This window comes from Bacillus sp. FSL R5-0709 (genome assembly GCF_038004785.1).
In the GTDB taxonomy this organism is placed as follows: Bacteria; Bacillota; Bacilli; order Bacillales; family Bacillaceae_G; genus Bacillus_A; species Bacillus_A mycoides.
This window is the reverse complement of the sequence record NZ_JBBORT010000001.1, coordinates 45,936-67,167: the sequence shown is the minus strand read 5'-3', so window position 1 is coordinate 67,167 and position 21,232 is coordinate 45,936. Positions and strand designations below refer to the sequence as shown.

Sequence of the window (21,232 nt, the reverse complement as noted above, 5' to 3'; positions counted from 1 at the left end):
CTTACATCCCTCCTGTATATTTAACAAAGTAATAACATTACCTTTTTAATCAAAAAAACCTAGGCATCTACCTAGGTTTTTTGATTATTTTATTGCGCCTGCATTCCTACTATTGGAATCGTAGCCCACTTCGGCATATTTTTCTTTACTTTCGCCACCACAATAGTCATATCATCATTTATATAACCATCACCAGAGCGAATTACTTCTTCCATAATAATATCAGCGATTTCCTGTGGGTCCTCTGTTTGTAGTTCTTTAATTTTACGTTTTATCCATAATTCGTGATTCTCCACATGTTGCGCTCCCTCAAAGATGCCGTCACTCATCATGATAAGAAGATCACCCGTTTTTAATTGCTCACCAACCACATCAACTTCAACATCTTCAATGATTCCCATCGGCAAATTACTTGCCTCAATTTTCAAAATATTATTTCCGCGTTTAACAAAACTCGGCGTCGATCCAATCTTTAAAAACTTCGCACTCGCATCCCGCAAATCTACCATAGCCAAGTCAAGCGTTGTATACATCTCCTCTGTCGTCCTTAAAGAAAGAATCGAATTGATGGACTTAATCGCTATTTCTTCATCAATACCTGATTGAAGTATCTTTTGTAATAATTTTACCGTTTCCCTACTCTCCATATGAGCCCTTTGTCCATTTCCCATACCATCACTAATCGCAAGTGCATATTTACCAACGCTCAAATCCATCATCGCGTAGGAATCACCTGAAATAAACCCACCACCTTTTGCAGCTGTGGCCAATCCTGTATCAAGAGAATATGTCTTCGCTGAACCAAATGATATTAAACTGTGCCCATTTGGATATGAGGATTTCTCTTCATGCTTAACGACGATATTCTCTTTTAAAATATCTGAAAGCATTGGAGCAACCAACTTCTCACATTCCCCATGTTCATTAGATGCAGCCGGAATCAACATTTCAATATCAATACTTCCTCTATCTAAACAATAAATATCAACATGCTCCACTTCGACACCAAAATCACGAAACGCTTGTAAAATTTGCTCCTCCTGCGCTTGATGGTTCTCTCTTTCTCGTTGTATCTCCTTAGCGAAATCCTCCATCACTTTTGATACACCTAGTAATTGCTCCGCTACAATTCTACGATTTTCCTTCATTTGTTTTCTTAATTTCTGCCCCTCATAGAAGTGATCTAATTCACCCGCTACTAAATCCGTTACTTTCTTCCCTCTCACACAATGCTTGTCCCATTCACGAACTAACTTCCGATTATGCTGCAGCGTTCCTTCTTCTGTTTCACTCATTATTTGTTTCATATAATCGTATGTTTTATCAAAATTAACTACCCAACATTGATCCTTCTTAAAACATGTTTGACATGTTTTTGCAGTAATTGTACTTAAAAATAAATCAGCTTCTGTTTCTTTATCTTCCTCCTCCACATACCCGTATACAGAAAAGCTATTAGACAAAGCAGCAAATACATTAGCAAATTGATTGATTTTGTTTGCTGTAACATCGCGCACTCTTCTTAAATATTGTTGTTGATCCTGTGAATGTTCCTGTGTACCCGGCATAAATTTAGCAATACGATCCATAACAAGCTTCGGTGTTAATAAGAAGAAAACAATCGCTACACCAGATTCAATTAAAGTTGTTACAATACTTGTTTGCTTGTCTACATATAATGTAATTAAGCTTGTACCAATTAATAAACCTAAACTAACTCCTATACGCTTCCCTTCTTTTAACAATCCCCCAAGCAATCCTGAAAAGGCAAGGAGACTAAGTTGAGACAAGCTCGCCACATTTGCTAAACTTAATATTAACCCAGTGACAACTCCTACCGTGGACCCTGTAGCTGCCCCTGCAATAAAGGCAAATACTAATACTAAATATCTAGTGAAAATATGTTGAATAGAAGCATCATAAACAAACCAATCCGTTGTGCCCGTTAAAACAGATGCTAGTAATATAATTAAACAAACAATTTCTTCTGTTTCTAACGCTTGTTGCTTCCCTTTCCTTTCCACTAAAAGCGGAACACTTTGTAAAAATATCATCGTTAATACGAAGCTAAGCCCCGCTTCGATCGTACTGACGAGCAGATCATACATGGTGACGGTTTGCTGTGCAAAATATACAACAACTAAATGTGCGGTTAATGCGGAGATAAATACTTGGAATGGTACAAGTCCAACAGTTTTACGTGTAAACCGACTAAAGAAGATATTATAAATAAAGAAGGTAAAGATAGATGCAAAAGTAAAAAATAAATTATCTATTGAAACTGAAAGTGCTCCCCCCATTAGGGCTAAGAACGCGAGCGGCATTTTATCTCGCTTCATAACATAAACAGCAGCAAAAAACGGCAATGCAAACGGTAAAATGTTTGTTAATATATATGCTCGTCCCAAAAGAAAACCAATAACAGCAATAATGAATCCCCATCTAAAGAAAACTTTTTCAAACTTCATTCGCAACTTACTCGTCCACTTTATTGTTCCAAGCTGACTTTCATTCATCGCCAATGCACTTGTATTCATAGTATTCCTTCCTGCTTTAGGCATATTTTTAACACCACCTGCATAGTTTAATTACTGTTATTATAAAAGATGATTATTGGTTTTTTTGTCAAAACAACAGTTTTGACTTTTATAATCGTTCGACTTTTTATTCGAAATAAATCTACATATATACATAGTATTTAATTTATTTAAAGTAAGTTGAAAGAATGTTCAGAAAATATAGGGTGATTTTGTAGAAGTATTGTACGTCTTAATTTATATTTAACAAAAAAAGACCATGCAAATTTGCATGATCTTTTTAGATGACCCGTACGGGATTCGAACCCGTGTTACCGCCGTGAAAGGGCGGTGTCTTAACCACTTGACCAACGGGCCGTTAAATTAAATATAGCGGCGGAGGGGATCGAACCCCCGACCTCACGGGTATGAACCGTACGCTCTAGCCAGCTGAGCTACACCGCCATGTCGTCGTATTTAACGGACAATTAGTATATTACATCAGATATATTTTAAAGTCAATACATCTCAAAAACTTTTTTAAAAATATATTCTCTCACATAAAAAAGTACCCGAGTAACTACTCTGGGTACCTCTCTATATGTTAAGAATTAAACGGACTTATTATCCGCGACGTGCGCCACGGCCACCACGTTTAGATTCTGTGTTACGCTTTAAAGAAGTTAAACGATCTTCACTATCTTTTAAAAAGCGTGCCATCTTTTGCTCAAATGTTTCTTTTGGAGCTCGTTCGTTACCGCCACCGCGGTTATCTCTGTTGGAAGAACGATTATTACGTTGTGGACGTCCAGAACGTTGTTGATCACCACCACGTTGGTATTCACCGCGTGGACGATCTCCTTCTGTTTTTTCACGTTCTTTCGCTTTCTTAATAGATAGGCCAATTTTGCCATCTTTTTCAACATTGATAACTTTTACTTCTACTTGGTCGCCTACTTTTAAGTGATCGTTAATATCTTTCACATAATTATCAGCAACTTCACTAATATGAACAAGACCTGTTAAGCCTTCTGGCAGCTCCACAAAAGCCCCAAAATTTGTAATACCTGTTACTTTACCCTGTAACTTGCTGCCTACCTCGATTGACATAAAAAAAATGCTCCTCCTTAGTGGTTAAAAAGTCAAATTTTACTTTATTATATATAATCCTAAAATACAGTGTCAATAAGACATACTCTACTTAGAAACAGGAAAAATTATCTCCCCTTTTCCGGAGAAGAAATAATCCCTTCTAGCAATCTTTAAAACGTACTCTTCATCATTCAACTTTTGAACTTCATCTTTTAGATTCTTTTCTTTTTTCGTTAATGAATCCAGTTCTTTTTTCATGTCCTTAACTTTTGCTTCTTTTGCTTTAATGGAACTGTTTTGTTGATAAAACGTCACACTAATACTAGCAATAATTGTAAAAGCAAAGACAAGAAAAACCGCTAAACGGCGATAAAGTCGCTTCCTGTTCTCATCCGTTTGTATTATATGTTCTTTAACAGGATTTGGACTCTGTTTGTCGATTGTTCTTTGTCTCAGTTCCCTCATTTCCGAGGTCCCCCTAACTTCTTTTTTATACGCACCCATAATTGGAAGATATGTCCCTTCAATTTTGCTACATATTGCAGGAACCCTACATGCTTCATTATAAAAAGTTTAACACGATTAGGGAGAAGTTTCCATATGAGCGAAGCAATAAACCGAACAGGCGAGAAAAAAACTTTCCATATGAAAAGTAATATCCAAATCACCATTTTCCATAACACATGTCCAATTGAAAGCAGTATACGAAATAAGAATAATATAAATGCAATAAATAGCTGTGCTATAATAATAACAGGTTTTATCATGAGTAGCTGTATAATTCGAACAAAAAATTGTGTTGTTTGTACAAAAATATAGATGAGAAAATTTAACATCTTCATGTATAGTGCTTTCAATAAGCTTTGATATGCTGCAAAACCACATAGTAACGCCAAAAATACATATATACGTAGTTCGGCTTCATTTACACGCAGTAATACATAAAAAACGAATAATGCTTGGACAATCCAAAATAGTATATCATGTATAAATACAAGCCAACGTTTACGCTCTTGGCGCTTTAAAAACCGTTGGTATGTATCTAAAGAAGCACCAATCCAAGCACCCATTCCAATCATCGAAAGCATTGTATACAACTGAATTGTTAGGCTCATTTAAACAGCTTACTAAAGAAGCCTTTAGTTTTCTCCCCTTGGTTCTCATCAATATACAGCATTTCATGAACTTTCCCTTTAATTGATACAATACCCTTTTCTACATCTAAATTCTTCATTTGCAAATTTTGACCACGAATTGTTAAAAAACCCATTACAGTCTCGAGTAAAAACTCTTCGCTATCAAAACTCTCTACCTGCTTTACACCGGTAATATCAATTACACGCCTGCCACGCATAATAATATCATGCTCTACCGAAACATTTTGTTGATTAGAAGACATAGGTGAGTAACCATTATTCACGAAAATCCCCCCATAGCTTTATACTAGCTAATAGTAATGTATGAAGGGCTAACCTATTTTAGAACAAGCCTTCTTCCGCTTTCACCTTTTCCTCACGAACGAGACTATACATGTTTGCTGCATCTTCTTTTTTAGTTGTTTCTTTCAATTCATTTACTTTCACAGTTACTATTTTTTGCCCGAAACGAATTGTTAATTCATCCTCTACCTTCACATCTGAACTCGCTTTTGCCACTTGGCCATTAATCGAAATTCTTCCTTGGTCAGACACTTCTTTTGCTAATGTTCTTCTTTTAATTAAACGTGATACTTTCAAAAATTTATCTAGACGCATATCAAATCCCCCTATTAACGCTCTGTTTGTTTTGCCTCTTCCCATAAAATATCTAACTGTTCTAATGATAAATCTTGCATTTCCTTATTCATTTCAGCTACTTTTGCTTCCATGTATAAAAAGCGATCCATAAATTTCTCATTAGTTGAACGTAACGCTTCTTCTGGATCTAATTTATAATGACGAGCTATATTCACAAATGCAAATAGTAAATCACCAAATTCACCTAGCATCTTTTTCTCATCCATGTTTACAACTTCTTGTTGGAATTCTTGCCATTCTTCTAAGGCCTTCTCTATCATCGGCTGCACATCAACCCAATCAAATCCAACCTTTCCAGCTTTCTTCTGAATTTCATAAGCACGCATTAGTTGTGGCAAGCTTTTTGGAATACCCGCTAAAACAGATTCTTTCACGAATCCCTTTTCTTGTTTTTTAATTTCTTCCCAATTTGCAATCACTTCATCAGCATTATTTACATCCGTATCCCCAAACACATGCGGATGACGACGAACCATTTTCTCAGCTAAAGTCCGAATAATATCATCTATAGAGAACCAACCTTCATCCTCTCCAATTTGGGCATGAAGCATAACTTGTAATAATATATCACCTAGTTCTTCTACTAAATGATCATCATCCTCTTCATCAATTGCTTCTAGCACTTCATACGCTTCTTCAATTAAGTATTTCTTTAAAGATTGATGAGTTTGCTTTTTATCCCATGGGCAACCATTCGGTCCACGAAGATCAGCAATAATTGCTCTAAGCACATCAAATTGCTGATATAAGGACGCACGTTCCTTAACTGGCGGTACATACACACTCGTTAAATTATTTAATTCTGTTTCGTGATCTAACATGTATAACGATACCTTTTTCACTTGCTCGAATGAAGTCCCTGCAGCTGTTACGATATACACTTCGTAATCATCTGGCAAAATCTCCATTAACGTTAGCTTCACATCTGAAGCAACGAATGCATCATACACCTGGCAAAAGATTAAATGTTGACGTAATTCTAATTGTCCTCTTTCAAATGATGTAGCATCAATTAATTGGAACCCTTCAATCGGATCAATTTTTAGACTTGCGAACATCGGATCAAGGAAACTTTGTCCACCTTCAATTCGCACTTCAATATTTGCTGCTTCTCCTTTTTCCAAAAGTAGCTGAACTGTTCTTTCTGCTACAAGCGGATGACCTGGAACAGCATAAATAATTTCTGCGCCTTTAGCTTGTTCTAGCAATGTATTCGCAATTGTTTCATATACGATTTCAAATGTATCATGTGCCTCATATACATTATCAAAGGCCGTATACTTTATAGCTTCTTTCTCCAATTCTTCTATAACTGGGTGCTCCTTCGTTCTAACAAACATATGGTCTGCTTCTTTTATCTTTCGATATACACCCATTGTTAACTGATCTAACTCACCAGCACCTAATCCTAAAATAGTAATGATTCCACTCACAACCAGTCACCTCTATCCACTCTTCTTCAATGAACCTTCTTTTTTCTCTTGTTTCATAACGTTTCCTAATTCTTCTTTTGTAAATACACGTAATTTTAAAATTAAAAACATATATGCTAATCCACCGATAGCTACACCTAACAGCGCTTCAAGCGTCGCAATTCCTCTATGTCCTGTATCAATTACTAATCCGGACATTCGTAACATACGCATAAAGATTATTAATACAAACCCCATACCGATACCACTAATAGCTACACCTAACATATTCCGCCTATCAATAAGCGGCTCCGATACAGCTCGCATAAGTAACACACTATTTAGCAAGGCAATTACAATAAGCGCAACTAAAGTTGCAATTGCAGCTCCCTTTACACCAAAATACGGCATTAATATATAGTTTAAAACTAACTTCAAACAACCTCCAAATACAACGAATATTGCTGGTTTTAATGTTTGTCCCACTCCTTGCAAAATGGAAGCAGTTGTAATTGACAATGAACTAAATAAAATAGATAAAGATAAAATCGATAACACATCTGATCCATCACTATTTTCAAACAACATAATATTTGTAGGTTGAATAATACAAGTTAATCCAATAGCAGCTGCAGATCCAATAACAAATGTTATTTTCATTGCTAACTTTACCTTTTCTTGAATAAATGAAAGATCTCCTCTTTCTTTCGCCGCTGTAATAATAGGAATAAGTGACAATGAGAAAGAAGTTGTCACAACAGTACCTAATTGCATAAGCGGGATACTTCTATCATAAACACCTTTTAGTACCTTTGCATTTTCAACTTGCTCTCCCGCACGAATAAGCAAAGTATACAAGGAAATAGAATCCGCCATTTGTATAAAAATAAGGACTAAATTACTAACACAAATCGCTAATCCCTGCCAAAAAAGGATTCGAACAATCCCTTTTTTATTTCTAATTCCCTTCCATCTTTTGAAGAAAATAGCATGGAAATCATGACGCATATAAAGTAAAAGTACGATAATCCCAATAAGCCCGCCTGCAATTGAACCTAGCATGGCACCCGCACCAACTGTATATAAATCAAATCCATGAGCAATAAGGAATAGTGATAAAAATACAATAATAGAAACACGAATCGTTTGTTCAATTACTTGCGAAACAGCCGTCGGCATCATATTATTGAAACCTTGAAAATATCCTCTCGCTACAGATAAAAATGGCATTAGTAGGAATGAAAACGAAATAACACGTAATAATTTATCTAAATGTATATCGCCCATAGCCGATGCAATTGTTTCGGCCCCAAAGAATAATGTGAAAAATCCTATAAATCCAATTCCTAATAAAAACCAAAAAGATACACAAATAATTTCTTCTGCTTCTTTTTGTTTTCCTCGTTCTAATCTTTCTGCGACCATTTTTGAAATAATAATGGGAAACCCATAAGTAGCTAAAATCAAACAAAATCCATAAAACGGATAAATTTGTTGGTAAATATAAAAACCAACATCACCCGCTATATTTTGATATGGAATACGGTAAAAAGCGCTTAATACCTTCGTAACAAAACTTGCGATTGTTAATATAATAGCCCCACGCCAAAAGGCTTGGTACTTCTTCGCTTCCATACAAGAAAACTCCTTTTTCTATTCTCACCCCTCGTATTATATCACAAAGAAAAACTGGCTCTCCTTCATATTCCTTACATTCACTGACTTCTTTCAACAGCAAAAATATTCAATGAAAAAAGGTAGCAAAGCGCTACCTTCGTTCAATATACTTATATCTCCAAATAGTTAATTTCTCAAATAGAAATATCATAATTAGGAAAGATTGCTACTTATAGAAATTACACTTCGCTACTGCTCCATTTGTTTCGCTAAAAAGCTTGCAGCTGTATTTACTGATTTATGCTCTACTTCACTTATAATAGCCTCTTTAGAGAAGATAACGACAGCTCCGATTGGATCTCCATTTGCAATAATCGAGCCAATTGTATAAGAGCTCACTTTTTCTGTTACTCCATCAATAATTGAAATTTCGCTTTCATCTGTCATAATTACAGACTTACGCTCTTCCATTGTCTTCTCAATTAAATCGCCAACACTTTTATTTAAGTATTCTTTTTTAGATGCGCCTGCTACTGCGATAATAGAATCACGATCGCATACAAGCACATTATGTCCTAAGCTATCGTATAAAGCTTCCGTATATTCCTTTGCAAAATTACCTAGTTCACTAATTGGAGAATATTTTTTCAAAATCACTTCTCCATCGCGATCAACAAATATTTCTAGTGGATCTCCCTCACGAATACGTAAAGTTCTACGAATTTCCTTCGGAATTACTACCCTGCCTAAATCATCAATTCGACGTACGATTCCAGTTGCTTTCATTCTAATGCTGCCTCACTTTCTACTGATGATCAAAGTGGTGAATTTACCTGTTCATGTAAAAATCACCAACTATTAAACATAGTATTTTACACATTAGTTCTTCTATGCACGTCGAATTGTATTTTTTATCTTATATTAGGCATTTATTACTTCTTTTTTTACATCTGGCAAGCCTTTTAATAAATTTTCAGCAATTGTTAACCATTTCGACGTCTCTAATCCATTCGTTTTCATCACAATTTTCAATTGTGACCCCTCCATACCAAGACCGATCATACGGCCAAAACTACTTCCTAGCATGAATAATTTTCCACCATCTATATTTTGGCTCGCTTGTTCAGAAAACAGGAATGTTACTTCAAATTTATTTTGCTTAATTAACTCAATTTTTTCTTTCATCGCCAACACTTTAATGTTTGCAATTTGTAATAAATAACCAACTTCTTGTGGATAATCACCAAATCTGTCGATCATCTCTTCCTGCAACTCTTCAATATCTTCAATTGCAGAAATACCTCTAAATTGTTTATACATCATAATTTTTTGTTTACTATCTGAAATGTACGCATCCGGTAAATACGCATCTACTTCTAAATCAATTTCAACATTAACGGTATTTTCAACTCCGTCTGTTCCTCTACGTTGCTCAATTGCATCTTTTAACATTTGAGAATATAGATCAAATCCGACAGAATCAATAAATCCATGTTGTTCTGCCCCTAACAAATTACCCGCACCACGAATTGATAAGTCTCTCATCGCAATTTTGAAACCAGATCCAAGCTCTGTAAACTCTTTAATTGCTTGCAGACGCCTCTCTGCAACTTCCGATAACACTTTATCACGTTTGTATGCAAAGTATGCATACGCGACGCGATTAGAACGCCCAACACGACCACGAAGCTGATACAACTGCGATAGTCCCATACGATCTGCATCAAATACAATTAATGTATTTACATTCGGAATATCTACACCCGTCTCAATAATTGTTGTACTTACAAGAACATCATGCTGCCCTTCTAAAAACGATAGCATAACAGACTCTAATTCACCTTCATTCATTTTCCCATGTGCGTATGTTACACGAGCATCTGGAACTAACATCGAAATTTCATCTGCTTTTCTTTCAATATCCTCCACACGGTTATATAGGAAGTAAATTTGACCGCCTCTTGCTAACTCTCGCTCTATCGCTTCTCGCATTAACGCTGGATTATACTCTACTACATATGTTTGTACTGGGAAACGATTCTCTGGTGGTGTCTCAATAACAGATAAATCGCGCACACCAAGCATAGACATATGAAGTGTACGTGGAATCGGAGTTGCCGTTAATGTTAACACGTCAACATTTGCTTTCAATTGTTTAATTTTTTCTTTATGTGTAACGCCGAATCTTTGTTCTTCATCAATAATAAGAAGTCCTAAATCTTTATAAGTAACATCTTTAGATAAAATACGATGCGTTCCGATTACAATATCCACCGTTCCATCTTTTAAACCTTTAATCGTTTCATTTTGTTGTTTTCGTGTGCGGAATCTACTTAGTAACCCTATATTAATCGGGTAATCTTGAAAACGCTCTCGAATTGTTTCATAGTGTTGTTGTGCAAGGATTGTTGTTGGTACTAAAATCGCAACTTGTTTTTCATCCATAATTGCTTTAAATGCCGCACGAATAGCTACTTCCGTCTTTCCATATCCTACGTCACCACAAAGAAGCCTATCCATCGGACGTCCGCGTTCCATATCTTTCTTAATCTCTTCAATAGAACGTAATTGATCCTCTGTCTCTTGATATGGGAATAAAGATTCAAACTCTTGTTGCTCTGCCGTATCTGGTGTATATGCATAACCTTTCGAAGCTTCACGCTCGGCATATAATTTAATTAGGTCATCTGCAATGTCTTGTACAGATTTTTCAACTTTCGTTTTGACCTTCTTCCAATCATTTCCGCCTAATTTATAAACTTTTGGTTCCTTACCTTCAGACCCTACGTATTTTTGCACTTGATCAATTTGTTCAATTGGAACGTATAACTTATCATTACCTTGATATTTAATATTTAAATAATCTTTATGAACACCATTAATCTCTAATGTCTCAATACCTAAAAATTTACCTATACCATGATTTACATGAACTACATGGTCTCCAACTTTTAATTCCGAATAACTTTTAATACGTTCAGCGTTAGATAACTTTTGCTTACGTTGTGATTTTTTAACCTTCTTATGAAAAAGCTCCTTTTCAGTAATGACAACAAACTTTTGCATCGGCATTTCAAAGCCTGCATGTAAATCACCTACAGCAATTTGTAACCTTCCAGGCAATAAGATATCTGTCGCCTCTACAATGTCTGCATCAATATCATAATCACTTAAAATATGTTGTAGTTTTTTTACACGTTCATCATCTGTTCCAAGCACAACGGTCGTAAAATTACCTTCATTCCATCTATCAATTTCAGTTTTTAACAAATGCATCTGTCCGTGGAAATCTTGCATCGTTTTACATGTCACATTTACAATATTTTGAGGATGTGTGTGTGCTATATGGCGTAAGAATAACGTTAAATATACAAAACTTCTTTTTTTATTATGAAGAAACTCCTCAAACGAGTGGGAGAAAGATAAATCCTGAATAATTGTTCCTTCGCCAAGAAGTGAGATATACCATTCCGCTTCTTCTGTTTCAAGATGTGATGCTGTTTCTTGAATACGGGAAATCTCATCTAAAATCACAACACCATTTTCTGGTAAATAATCTATCAGACTAGCAGGTTCTTTATAGAAAATAGATAAATATTTAAACATTTGTTCTATACTCTGCCCGTTTTTCAACATTTCAATTTCATGACTAACCGTCTCAAGCACAGTAGTCTTTAATTTATCATCGGAAAGCTTTTGCATCGTCTTAGTCAAACCTTCTTCAAGATGCTTAATTCCCGATTTCAATTCTTCCTGTGAAAATAAAAACTCTGTTGCTGGACCGAACTTAACACTTTCCTTTTTATCTTGAGAACGCTGTTCATCCACATCAAACAATCGAATAGAATCGACTTCTGTATCGAAGAATTCAATACGAAACGGTAATTCTTCCGTTAATGGGTAAATATCTAATATTCCCCCGCGTAAACTGAACTCTCCTGGAGCTTCTACCATTGACTTACGCTCGTAGCCAATATGATGTAAAGTATGCAAGAGTGCATCTAAATCAATCTCTTGCCCTAGATTGATTTCAATTTGCCTTTGCTTCCATAATTCTTTTATTGGTAAAAACCTACGCAGCCCTGCAACTGGCGCTACAATAATCCCATTCTCTCCTGCAGCTAAGCGATTTAACACTTCAATACGCTGTGCCTTCAATTCTGGACTTGCAACACCAACCTCCGATGCTATCAATTCATTTACCGGATATAGCCAAACATCTTTTTCACCAAGTAACGCCACTAAATCTTCATGTACTTTTTGTGCTTGGTATAAATTGTGCGTCACGATAAGTTGTGATTGCTTTGTCTTTTTATATAAAGCTGCCATTAATAATGAACGAGAGGATGTTGCCATACCCGATACAAGTTGTTCTTTCAACCCATCTTCTAGCCCATTAATAACCGATTTTATTTCTTCATTTTTATAAAATTGCTCTAATAAACCTATCATTTTCAAAACTCCTCTCAACATAAAGAGCAAGTTACTATATTTTATGCAAATATTTTGGAAAAAGAAAACAGAAAAATGCTTTGGACATGCCAAAGCGACAACATTTTATTGCAGAAATTTTTCATATTCATAATACTCAGGATAAGATGCGAGCGTTTCTTGACACGATTCACAAATCGTTTTTATATATATATTTCCATTCTCATGAAAATGAATCATATCCACTACTTCTTGCTCTGTTAGTTGAAACAAAACGTCGCTATATACTTTTTCTGCGATAATGGAGCCCACATTACTTCCACAATGTCTACAGTAATAATAACCTTCCATACTAGCCTCCTAAATATCCAATTGCTACTAGTATGGGATAAAACAAAATAAAATATTCCAGATTGTGCGCTTAACTATTAAAAGTATTCATGATTTGGAGAAAAGGTTTATTTAACCATTCCTCACATGCATCTGCTGCATTTTCAATGGATTGATTAACGCCAGATATTTCTTCAGATGTAAAACGTCCTAATACGTAATCCACTACTTTTATCCCATTTTTCGGACGATCGATTCCCATGCGGATACGTTGAAATTCTTGTGTTCCTAAATGTGAAATTGTTGATTTCACACCATTATGTCCACCCGCACTACCTTTCATGCGAAGGCGTAATTTACCTACAGGAATATCTAAATCATCGTACATAACAATGAAGTCCTCGACATCAATTTTATAATAATCCATGAGTGGACGGATACTTTCCCCAGATAAATTCATATATGTAAGTGGCTTTAGTAAGATTACTTTTTCCCCATTAACAAAACCTGCGCCAAATACCCCTTTAAACTTTTGTTCATTCAAAGAAATACTCCAACGTTTTGCAAGTTCATCGATTGCCATAAATCCAATATTATGCCTTGTTAATTCATATTCTCTACCTGGGTTCCCAAGTCCTACTATTAATTTCATTCTTGTACCACTACTTTCTTTTTTCGATACGAAAAGACGTAACCAAGCTTGGTTACGTCTCATTCTATCCAATTAATTGAATAATACACTTACAGATTCTTCTTCGTATACACGAATGATTGCTTCTCCGATTAATGGAGCAACTGAAAGTTCATGTACTTTATCAATTTTCTTCTCTTCTGGTAATACGATAGAGTTCGTTACAACTAACTCTTTAATATTCGAATTTTGAATACGCTCAATTGCTGGACCAGATAATACTGGGTGTGTACAGCAAGCATATACTTCAGAAGCACCGTTCTCAACAAGAGCGTTTGCCGCTAATGTAATTGTACCAGCTGTATCAATAATGTCATCAATTAAAATTGCTGTTTTGCCTTCGATGTTACCGATAATGTTCATTACCTCAGATACATTCGGACGAGGACGACGCTTATCAATAATAGCGATTGGCGCTTTTAGGCGATCCGCCATTTTTCTAGCGCGCGTTACACCACCGTGATCAGGAGATACGATTACGATATCTTTAAGGCCTTTTGCTTCAAAGTAGTCTGAAAGAATCGGTACACCCATTAAGTGGTCGATCGGGATATCAAAGAATCCTTGAATTTGCGGAGCATGTAAATCTAGAGTGATTACACGAGTTGCACCTGCTGTTTCAAGCAAGTTTGCTACAAGTTTCGATGTAATTGGTTCACGAGAACGCGCTTTACGGTCTTGACGCGCATAACCATAGTAAGGAATAACAATATTAATTGTTTTTGCAGATGCACGTTTTAATGCATCAATCATAATAAGTAATTCCATGATATGTTCGTTTACTGGGAAGCTTGTAGATTGAATAATGAATACATCGCAACCACGGATACTTTCTTCAATGTTAATTTGAACTTCTCCATCACTAAAACGATCAACAGAACATTTTCCTAGTCCTACTCCAATATGCTTTGCGATTTGCTCAGCAAGTTCCTTATTAGAGTTTAAAGAGAATACTTTCAAATTAGAATTTAGATATTGAGTCGACATCTAGATTAACCCTCCACATTATGATTTTTTCTTATTCAGCAATTGATCAACATAGTCTTCTTTGTTAACTTGACGTGCACGTGCTACTGATAATGCTTTTGATGGAACATTCTCTGTTATTGTAGAGCCTGCCGCCACATAAGCACCATCTTCAACTGTTACAGGAGCAACAAGGTTTGAATTACATCCAATAAATACCCCGTTACCAATTACAGTTTTAAATTTATTCTTGCCGTCGTAGTTCACCGTAATTGAACCACAACCAAGATTCACGTCTTCTCCAACTTGTGCATCCCCGATATAACTTAAGTGTGAAGCTTTACTTCTATTACCAAAAACAGTTTTTTTGATTTCTACGAAGTTTCCAACGCGCACTTCATCTCCAATAACTGAATCTGGGCGAATATGTGCAAATGGACCAACTGATACTTCTGTACCAAGTTTGCTGTCATGTACAGTAGATTGACGAATTACCGTACGATCTCCAATTTCACTATCGCGAATTACTGTATGCGGTCCAATTTCACAATCAGAACCAATTACAGTGTTCCCCTCAATAACCGTTCCTGGGTGAAGAACTGTATCACTACCAATAATTGCATCCGCAGAAATGTATGTGTTACTTGGATCAATAATTGTAACACCATTTACCATGTTCTTTCTGTTGATACGATTTTTCATAATAATTTCCGCTTGCGATAGAGCGACTCTGTCGTTAACACCTAACGTTTCATCGAAGTGCTCTGTTTGATAAGCTGATACAATATGACCTTCATTTTTTAAAATTTCAATAACGTCCGGAAGGTAATATTCGCCCTGTACATTATCATTTGAAACTTTAGAAAGTGAAGCAAATAAAGCTTTATTATCAAAACAATACGTACCTGTATTGATTTCTTTAATAGCTAATTCTTTTTCATTCGCATCCTTATGCTCAACAATCTTTTCAACATGACCATTCTCATTACGAACGATACGGCCATATCCAGCAGGCTCTTCTATGTACGCTGTTAGTACCGTCGCCATTGCTCCCGCTTCTTCGTGTTGCTGAAGCAATGCTTCCATCGTTTCAGCAGTTATTAGAGGTGTATCACCACAAATAACTAAAGTTGTTCCCTCTTCATTTGCAAGTACACTTGCAGCTTGATCGACAGCATGAGCTGTACCAAGTTGTTCTGCTTGTAATGCAAACTCACTTACGTTTCCTAGCTGTTCTTGTACCTTTTCAGCACCATGTCCAACGACTGTTACAAGTTTCTGCAATCCTAATTGAGATACTTCATTGACTACATGTTGTACCATTGGTTTTCCACATACAGGATGCAGCACTTTGTATAGCTTGGACTTCATACGTGTGCCTTTACCTGCAGCTAGAATCACTGCAAATCTGTTTGACATATAGACCCTCCATCGCAACCTATTTATCCATTAACGATATTATCCTAAATCATCATATATTTCAAGAAACACATTATAACTATTAAATTTTACCATAATTCTTATAAGATGTTTTACTCTTTAGTATCTTTTTTAAGGAATAAGCTATACTATTTTAAATGATTTTGAAAAAATTAGAAGTTTTTCATCTTTATTTTTTCAAAATATGAATTTTTATAATTAGAAACGTGTATTATTCAAAAAAAAAAAAACAAACTCCTGTAAATGCTTACAGGAGTTTGCTACAAAATTATAAGACTTTCTTTCAAAAGCCCTTTTCATTCGAATTTTACGAAGCGCCTGCTTCTTCAAACTCAACCTCTTCTAACTCGCCTAAACGATGATACTCTGTTAAAACCGCATCTTGAATTTTAGAGCGTGTATTAGAATTAATTGGATGTGCAATGTCACGGAATTCTCCATCTGGAGTACGTTTACTTGGCATTGCTACAAATAATCCATTATTACCATCAATTACACGAATATCATGAACAACAAATTCATGGTCTAGAGTAATAGAGGCAATTGCTCTCATGCGGCCTTCTGTGTTTACGCGGCGTAATCTTACGTCAGTCACTTCCATCTTGTGTTCACCACCCTTTTCTAAATAAGCGATATATTTGTATAAATTCCACAAAATTTCTATTTTCCCTTTAATTTTTTAAAAATTTTTAAGATAAAAATTTTTATTGTAGTTGAATATAAGGATTAGTAGAGGTTATCGCTTACAAAGAGTTACTTAACTAGGGCAATTACTTCGATTTCAACAGAAACATCTTTCGGTAATTTTGCTACTTGTACACAAGAACGCGCTGGTTTATGAGTAGAGAAATAAGAACCGTATACTTCATTAACAGCATTAAAATCATCCATATCCTTCAAGAATACTGTTGTTTTTACCACTGTATCAAATGAAGCACCTGCTTCTGCTAATACCGCTTGTAAATTTTCAAATACTTGCTCTGTTTGTACTGTTACATCTCCTGTTACAAGTTCTCCACTTGCCGTTAACGGAATTTGTCCTGAACTATAGAACATATTATTTACAATAATCCCTTGTGAATATGGTCCGATTGCCTGTGGTGCTTTGCTTGTTTGAACAACTTTCATACTTTTCACCCTTTTATTATTTATTTTTACTCTTTAAAAATAGTGTACCAAAGGCAGTTTGTCCATCTATTTTGTAATTTATAAATAGGAATAAAAAAAGGTAAAGCTATCTGCTTTACCTTTTTACTCAGCCTCTACAAGCCCTTTATCAAATGGTGCAAGTGCATAATTCCCCTTTTCCACTTGAATCGCTTTTTCTTTCACATCAACTTCTGACAGACGAATTAATGATACAAAGTTATTAATAAGTCTTTCTTCAATATCCGTAGACTCTACTAATACGCCAATCCCAACAACATTAGCTTTAAACTCTTCTAGCATGCTCATCATACCTTGAATGGTTCCGCCAGCTTTCATAAAGTCATCAATAATTAAAACATTGGACCCTTCTGGAAGGCTACGCTTTGCTAAAGTCATCGTTTGGATTCGCTTAGAGGAACCTGATACATAGTTAATACTAACAGTGGGTCCTTCTGTTACCTTATTATCTTTTCTCGCAATTACTACCGGTACATCTAAGTAGTTCGCTACTGCATAAGCAAGCGGAATTCCTTTTGTCGCTACCGTCATAACCGCATCAATTGGTTGCCTAGCAAAAACAGAAGCAAATAAACGACCTGCGCCATTAATCTGGCGAGGATTACTTAAAAGATCCGTCATATATAAGTAACCGCCAGGCAAAATACGGTCTGGGTTTTCAAATAAGCTACAAAGCTCGTTAATAATCAGATTTGCCTCTTCTTCACTTATATAAGGAATATATTTCACTCCTCCTGCTGCTCCTGGTACCGTTTGCAATGTGCCGACACCTTGTTGTTCAAACGTTTGCTTAATAATAACTAAATCTTCACTAATGGAAGATTTAGCCGATTGATACCTTTCAGCAAAAAAAGTGAGAGAAACTAGCTGACGAGGATTTTGTAACAAGTAATACGTCAGATCGACCAATCTTGTACTTCGTCTAATTTTCATACTCTCACCTCAAATCACGAATATTCTAAACAAATCATAACGTATTATACGTCTTTATTCAAGCGTTTCTCGCTCTCCTAATAAACGCACTGCATATACTTGCTCGCAAAATCCTTTTAACCCGTTATATATGCGGTGCATTCGCGAATCATGGTGTACAAGACCAAATACAGTTGGGCCACTTCCACTCATTAATACGGCATCTGCTCCAAAGCGTTTCATCTGTGATTTAATACGTGCAACCTCGGGATGCATCGCAAACGTCACATCTTCTAAAACGTTACCAACAGTATCACAAATTCCTTTATAATCGCCATGGTTAATGACTTCAACCATTTTATCTACATTTGGATGAGTAACACGATTTAATTTTAAATTTCCGTACACGTCAGCAGTAGATACACCAATGTGGGGCTTTGCTAAAACAACCCAACAAGAAGGCGGAGTCTTTATATGTTCAATTTCTTCTCCTCTTCCAGTGGCAATAGCAGTTCCACCATATACACAGAACGATACATCTGACCCAATTTCTGCGCCAAGCTTTGCTAATTCATCGATTGTTAGCCCTAAACTCCATAACTTATTAAGGCCACGTAATGTCGCTGCTGCATCACTACTTCCACCTGCTAATCCAGCGGCTACTGGAATCGTTTTTTCAATAGTAATAGACACACCTTTTTTTACATTAAACTTCACTTTTAATAATTTCGCTGCTTGATAAGCTAAATTGCGTTGGTCGTCTGGGACATACCGATTATGGGACAAAATTTCAATACGGTCTTCTGCTAATTCCGTTAGCTCTAAACGATCTGCCAAGTCGATTGTTGTCATAATCATTTTCACTTCATGATATCCATCTTGTCTTTTTCCCAGTACATCTAACGACAGATTAATCTTTGCTGGTGCTTTCACTAGTAGCTTCAATCTATTCACCCACTCTATGTACTCAATCTTTTATCGTTTATTTTACCATAAATTTATAGTAAGACGATGACACTTCCCTAATTATATCGAAAAGCATTCAGAATGAAACTACTTATGTCAAATGACGGCACCTTTTAGCGTGCAAAAAGCCGAGGAATCTCTCCTCGGCTACCGTAGCATAGAAAGTATCTTACAACTACTGGTTTCGTTTCATTAATTGCTGTTCTGCAATTTCTATAGCACGTTTCACCATATTACCAGCATCTTTCGCACGAATTCCGCCCCATCCTTCTTTCTGAACAACATCATAAAAGCCAAGCTCTTTTGCAAGCTCTTCTTTAAATTGATTTGACATGACTCCTCTTCGTCTACTCAATGCAGAGTCCCTCCTTATTTTGCTACGGTATAATTAGTATGCAAAATAATATAGCTTTTCATTTATGGGAATATATGTAACGAAAAATACATTAATTATAAAATACTTCATTTTGAGATTCATCGTAAAATGTTAGCTCTACTGTCTCTGTTAAAACATCTGCATAACTATAAGATACACGTTGCAATGCATCTTCTTGCTGGTCTAATTGTACAACAAACACAGAACGATACGTTTCTGCAAGTACACCTGATTGCTCCACAGTTTTTCTTCTCCCACTATTTGCCTTTAACATAAGTCGCTGTCCAAGATGGTGATCTAATTCGCTTTTAATTTCATCTAAACGTTTTGACATATACTTTGCTACACCTCGCTGTAATTTAGATTGAACACTTAAAACACGATATATCTATCCCAATTATTAACCGCAATTCACAGACAATATCATTATAAAAGCATCATGCGTTCAAATAGATAGAAGAAATACTATATTCTAAAAGTATCATTGTATAGTCTGCACGTTCTTGCCGCTTTTTATCCAGACTCATTTAAATCATTTCCACATAAAAAAGCAAGATACGTATGTACCTTGCTCATTCGTCATAATGTTGAAAGGGCAATCCTGTTCGTAAAATCCCTCTTGTTTCAATTCCGCCTAGTCCCTTTTCGCCAGTAATTGTATTACGCACAACGTCCCATACATTTACTCTTTCCATAAATGAAGTGAAACTAATTTTGCCAACTACATATACAGGATCTAGAGCATGAATATTAATTCTAGACGGTGAACTAGCAAAATTAGCACCTGCCCGAATCAACGCCTCAAAGTGTGATTGACAAGCCCCAGCAAAAATAACGAGTTGATCTAACGATGGATACTTTTTCCGCACTTCTCGAACGGCCTGTACAAAATGTCTAGAATGTCTATATGCTGCTAAATCTCCCATAACTCCTTTTGACTTTGTATATGCATCATGTCCTGTAATAACTAAAATGTCTGGGCGAAAATGATCTATTAAGTCTACTACCTTTTCATGCATCTCCGTTTCCTTACAATGAATACCTTGAACAGGAACGCCTATTTTATTATATAAATCTAAGCACTTGCGCAAATATAAAGGATCTCCATCTATATGCAACACACGTCCTGGCATTTGAAAATAATTCACTTCACTTGTATATCCACCAGTTGAATTATGTTCATGTCTTTGTTTCATCAACACGTAATCTTGCTGAAACAACCGGTAAGTACGCTCCATCGTTTCTTTTTCACGCTTCACTCTATTTTTATGTTCTCGTTGATCTATACTAACTAAATCTGCAAGTGGTGCATCCGCCACAAGTCTAATTTCCTCTCCAAATAATATTGCCATATCGCCTTTTATTTCTATAATACGAAAAAGAATATCCCTATTATGAGAATATCGTTCAACTAATTCTCCAACATGTAAATCCATTCTCCTACCTCCAAACTCCAAACTCGTTAGGCCATCTTACCTGTTTTTAAAGTATGAATTTAGGAAAGGAAAGGTGACAAAAGG

The 21,232-nt window shown here is 35.9% G+C and carries 21 protein-coding genes and 2 tRNA genes; all 23 read right to left on the bottom strand.

The annotated features are described in order from the left end of the window. Positions 1 to 89 precede the first annotated feature (89 nt). On the bottom strand, positions 90 to 2,561 hold the full coding sequence (spoIIE, locus tag MKX37_RS00355) for a stage II sporulation protein E (protein ID WP_002091571.1): 2,472 nt from the start codon (positions 2,559 to 2,561) through the stop codon (positions 90 to 92). A 261-nt stretch (positions 2,562 to 2,822) separates the two neighbouring features. Then, positions 2,823 to 2,894: transfer RNA gene (locus MKX37_RS00350), tRNA-Glu, on the bottom strand. Between the two features lie 13 nt (positions 2,895 to 2,907). After that, a tRNA-Met gene (locus tag MKX37_RS00345) sits at positions 2,908 to 2,981 on the bottom strand. Between the two features lie 159 nt (positions 2,982 to 3,140). Beyond that, a complete protein-coding gene (locus MKX37_RS00340; RefSeq protein ID WP_002009683.1) occupies positions 3,141 to 3,626 on the bottom strand; it encodes a S1 domain-containing RNA-binding protein in 486 nt (161 codons plus the stop codon). Positions 3,627 to 3,713: 87 nt separating this feature from the next. Then, on the bottom strand, positions 3,714 to 4,073 hold the full coding sequence (gene divIC, locus MKX37_RS00335; RefSeq protein ID WP_002091572.1) for a cell division protein DivIC: 360 nt from the start codon (positions 4,071 to 4,073) through the stop codon (positions 3,714 to 3,716). Then, positions 4,070 to 4,723: a spore cortex biosynthesis protein YabQ gene (yabQ, locus tag MKX37_RS00330; protein ID WP_002091573.1), complete on the bottom strand. Its 654-nt coding sequence runs from the start codon at positions 4,721 to 4,723 to the stop codon at positions 4,070 to 4,072. Before yabQ ends, divIC begins: the two co-directional genes overlap by 4 nt. Continuing rightward, positions 4,720 to 5,007, bottom strand: a complete 288-nt coding sequence (yabP, locus tag MKX37_RS00325) for a sporulation protein YabP (RefSeq protein WP_003186823.1) — start codon at positions 5,005 to 5,007, stop codon at positions 4,720 to 4,722. Before yabP ends, yabQ begins: the two co-directional genes overlap by 4 nt. Positions 5,008 to 5,086: 79 nt before the next feature. Beyond that, complete coding sequence (locus MKX37_RS00320; protein WP_002009677.1) at positions 5,087 to 5,362, bottom strand: RNA-binding S4 domain-containing protein; 276 nt, start codon at positions 5,360 to 5,362, stop codon at positions 5,087 to 5,089. A 14-nt stretch (positions 5,363 to 5,376) separates the two neighbouring features. Further along, positions 5,377 to 6,837, bottom strand: a complete 1,461-nt coding sequence (mazG, locus tag MKX37_RS00315) for a nucleoside triphosphate pyrophosphohydrolase (RefSeq protein WP_002009675.1) — start codon at positions 6,835 to 6,837, stop codon at positions 5,377 to 5,379. Positions 6,838 to 6,849: 12 nt separating this feature from the next. Next, positions 6,850 to 8,451 carry a putative polysaccharide biosynthesis protein gene (locus MKX37_RS00310; RefSeq protein ID WP_002130218.1) on the bottom strand — a complete coding sequence of 534 codons (1,602 nt, stop codon included), beginning with the start codon at positions 8,449 to 8,451 and terminating at the stop codon, positions 6,850 to 6,852. Between the two features lie 231 nt (positions 8,452 to 8,682). Continuing rightward, positions 8,683 to 9,219, bottom strand: a complete 537-nt coding sequence (gene spoVT / locus MKX37_RS00305; protein ID WP_002009670.1) for a stage V sporulation protein T — start codon at positions 9,217 to 9,219, stop codon at positions 8,683 to 8,685. A gap of 135 nt (positions 9,220 to 9,354) precedes the next feature. Next, the gene (gene mfd, locus MKX37_RS00300) at positions 9,355 to 12,885 is read right to left on the bottom strand and encodes a transcription-repair coupling factor (RefSeq protein WP_078422377.1); all 3,531 of its coding nucleotides are present in this window, start codon (positions 12,883 to 12,885) and stop codon (positions 9,355 to 9,357) included. 105 nt (positions 12,886 to 12,990) lie between these two features. Next, positions 12,991 to 13,215, bottom strand: a complete 225-nt coding sequence (locus MKX37_RS00295) for an anti-sigma-F factor Fin family protein (RefSeq protein ID WP_002091576.1) — start codon at positions 13,213 to 13,215, stop codon at positions 12,991 to 12,993. 70 nt (positions 13,216 to 13,285) lie between these two features. Then, positions 13,286 to 13,846 (bottom strand): aminoacyl-tRNA hydrolase, encoded by a 561-nt coding sequence (pth, locus tag MKX37_RS00290; RefSeq protein WP_087943057.1) that lies wholly within the window; start codon positions 13,844 to 13,846, stop codon positions 13,286 to 13,288. Positions 13,847 to 13,918: 72 nt separating this feature from the next. Continuing rightward, entirely contained in the window at positions 13,919 to 14,872 is a 954-nt protein-coding gene (locus MKX37_RS00285) for a ribose-phosphate diphosphokinase (RefSeq protein WP_002091580.1), read from the bottom strand. Positions 14,873 to 14,890: 18 nt separating this feature from the next. Further along, positions 14,891 to 16,270: a bifunctional UDP-N-acetylglucosamine diphosphorylase/glucosamine-1-phosphate N-acetyltransferase GlmU gene (gene glmU, locus MKX37_RS00280; RefSeq protein WP_002091584.1), complete on the bottom strand. Its 1,380-nt coding sequence runs from the start codon at positions 16,268 to 16,270 to the stop codon at positions 14,891 to 14,893. A 328-nt stretch (positions 16,271 to 16,598) separates the two neighbouring features. Then, positions 16,599 to 16,892, bottom strand: coding sequence for a septation regulator SpoVG (gene spoVG, locus MKX37_RS00275; RefSeq protein WP_000454042.1), 294 nt, complete (start codon positions 16,890 to 16,892; stop codon positions 16,599 to 16,601). 152 nt (positions 16,893 to 17,044) lie between these two features. Further along, positions 17,045 to 17,419, bottom strand: a complete 375-nt coding sequence (locus tag MKX37_RS00270; protein WP_000869819.1) for a RidA family protein — start codon at positions 17,417 to 17,419, stop codon at positions 17,045 to 17,047. A 123-nt stretch (positions 17,420 to 17,542) separates the two neighbouring features. Continuing rightward, positions 17,543 to 18,391 (bottom strand): pur operon repressor, encoded by an 849-nt coding sequence (purR, locus tag MKX37_RS00265; protein WP_002091587.1) that lies wholly within the window; start codon positions 18,389 to 18,391, stop codon positions 17,543 to 17,545. Positions 18,392 to 18,445: 54 nt separating this feature from the next. Beyond that, complete coding sequence (gene ispE / locus MKX37_RS00260) at positions 18,446 to 19,315, bottom strand: 4-(cytidine 5'-diphospho)-2-C-methyl-D-erythritol kinase (RefSeq protein ID WP_078422376.1); 870 nt, start codon at positions 19,313 to 19,315, stop codon at positions 18,446 to 18,448. Positions 19,316 to 19,511: 196 nt separating this feature from the next. Continuing rightward, positions 19,512 to 19,691, bottom strand: coding sequence for an acid-soluble spore protein SspF (sspF, locus tag MKX37_RS00255; protein WP_002094215.1), 180 nt, complete (start codon positions 19,689 to 19,691; stop codon positions 19,512 to 19,514). 91 nt (positions 19,692 to 19,782) lie between these two features. Further along, positions 19,783 to 20,046, bottom strand: coding sequence for a biofilm formation stimulator Veg (gene veg, locus MKX37_RS00250; RefSeq protein ID WP_002009653.1), 264 nt, complete (start codon positions 20,044 to 20,046; stop codon positions 19,783 to 19,785). Between the two features lie 238 nt (positions 20,047 to 20,284). Beyond that, positions 20,285 to 21,148, bottom strand: a complete 864-nt coding sequence (gene yabG, locus MKX37_RS00245) for a sporulation peptidase YabG (protein WP_002009651.1) — start codon at positions 21,146 to 21,148, stop codon at positions 20,285 to 20,287. Positions 21,149 to 21,232 lie beyond the last annotated feature (84 nt).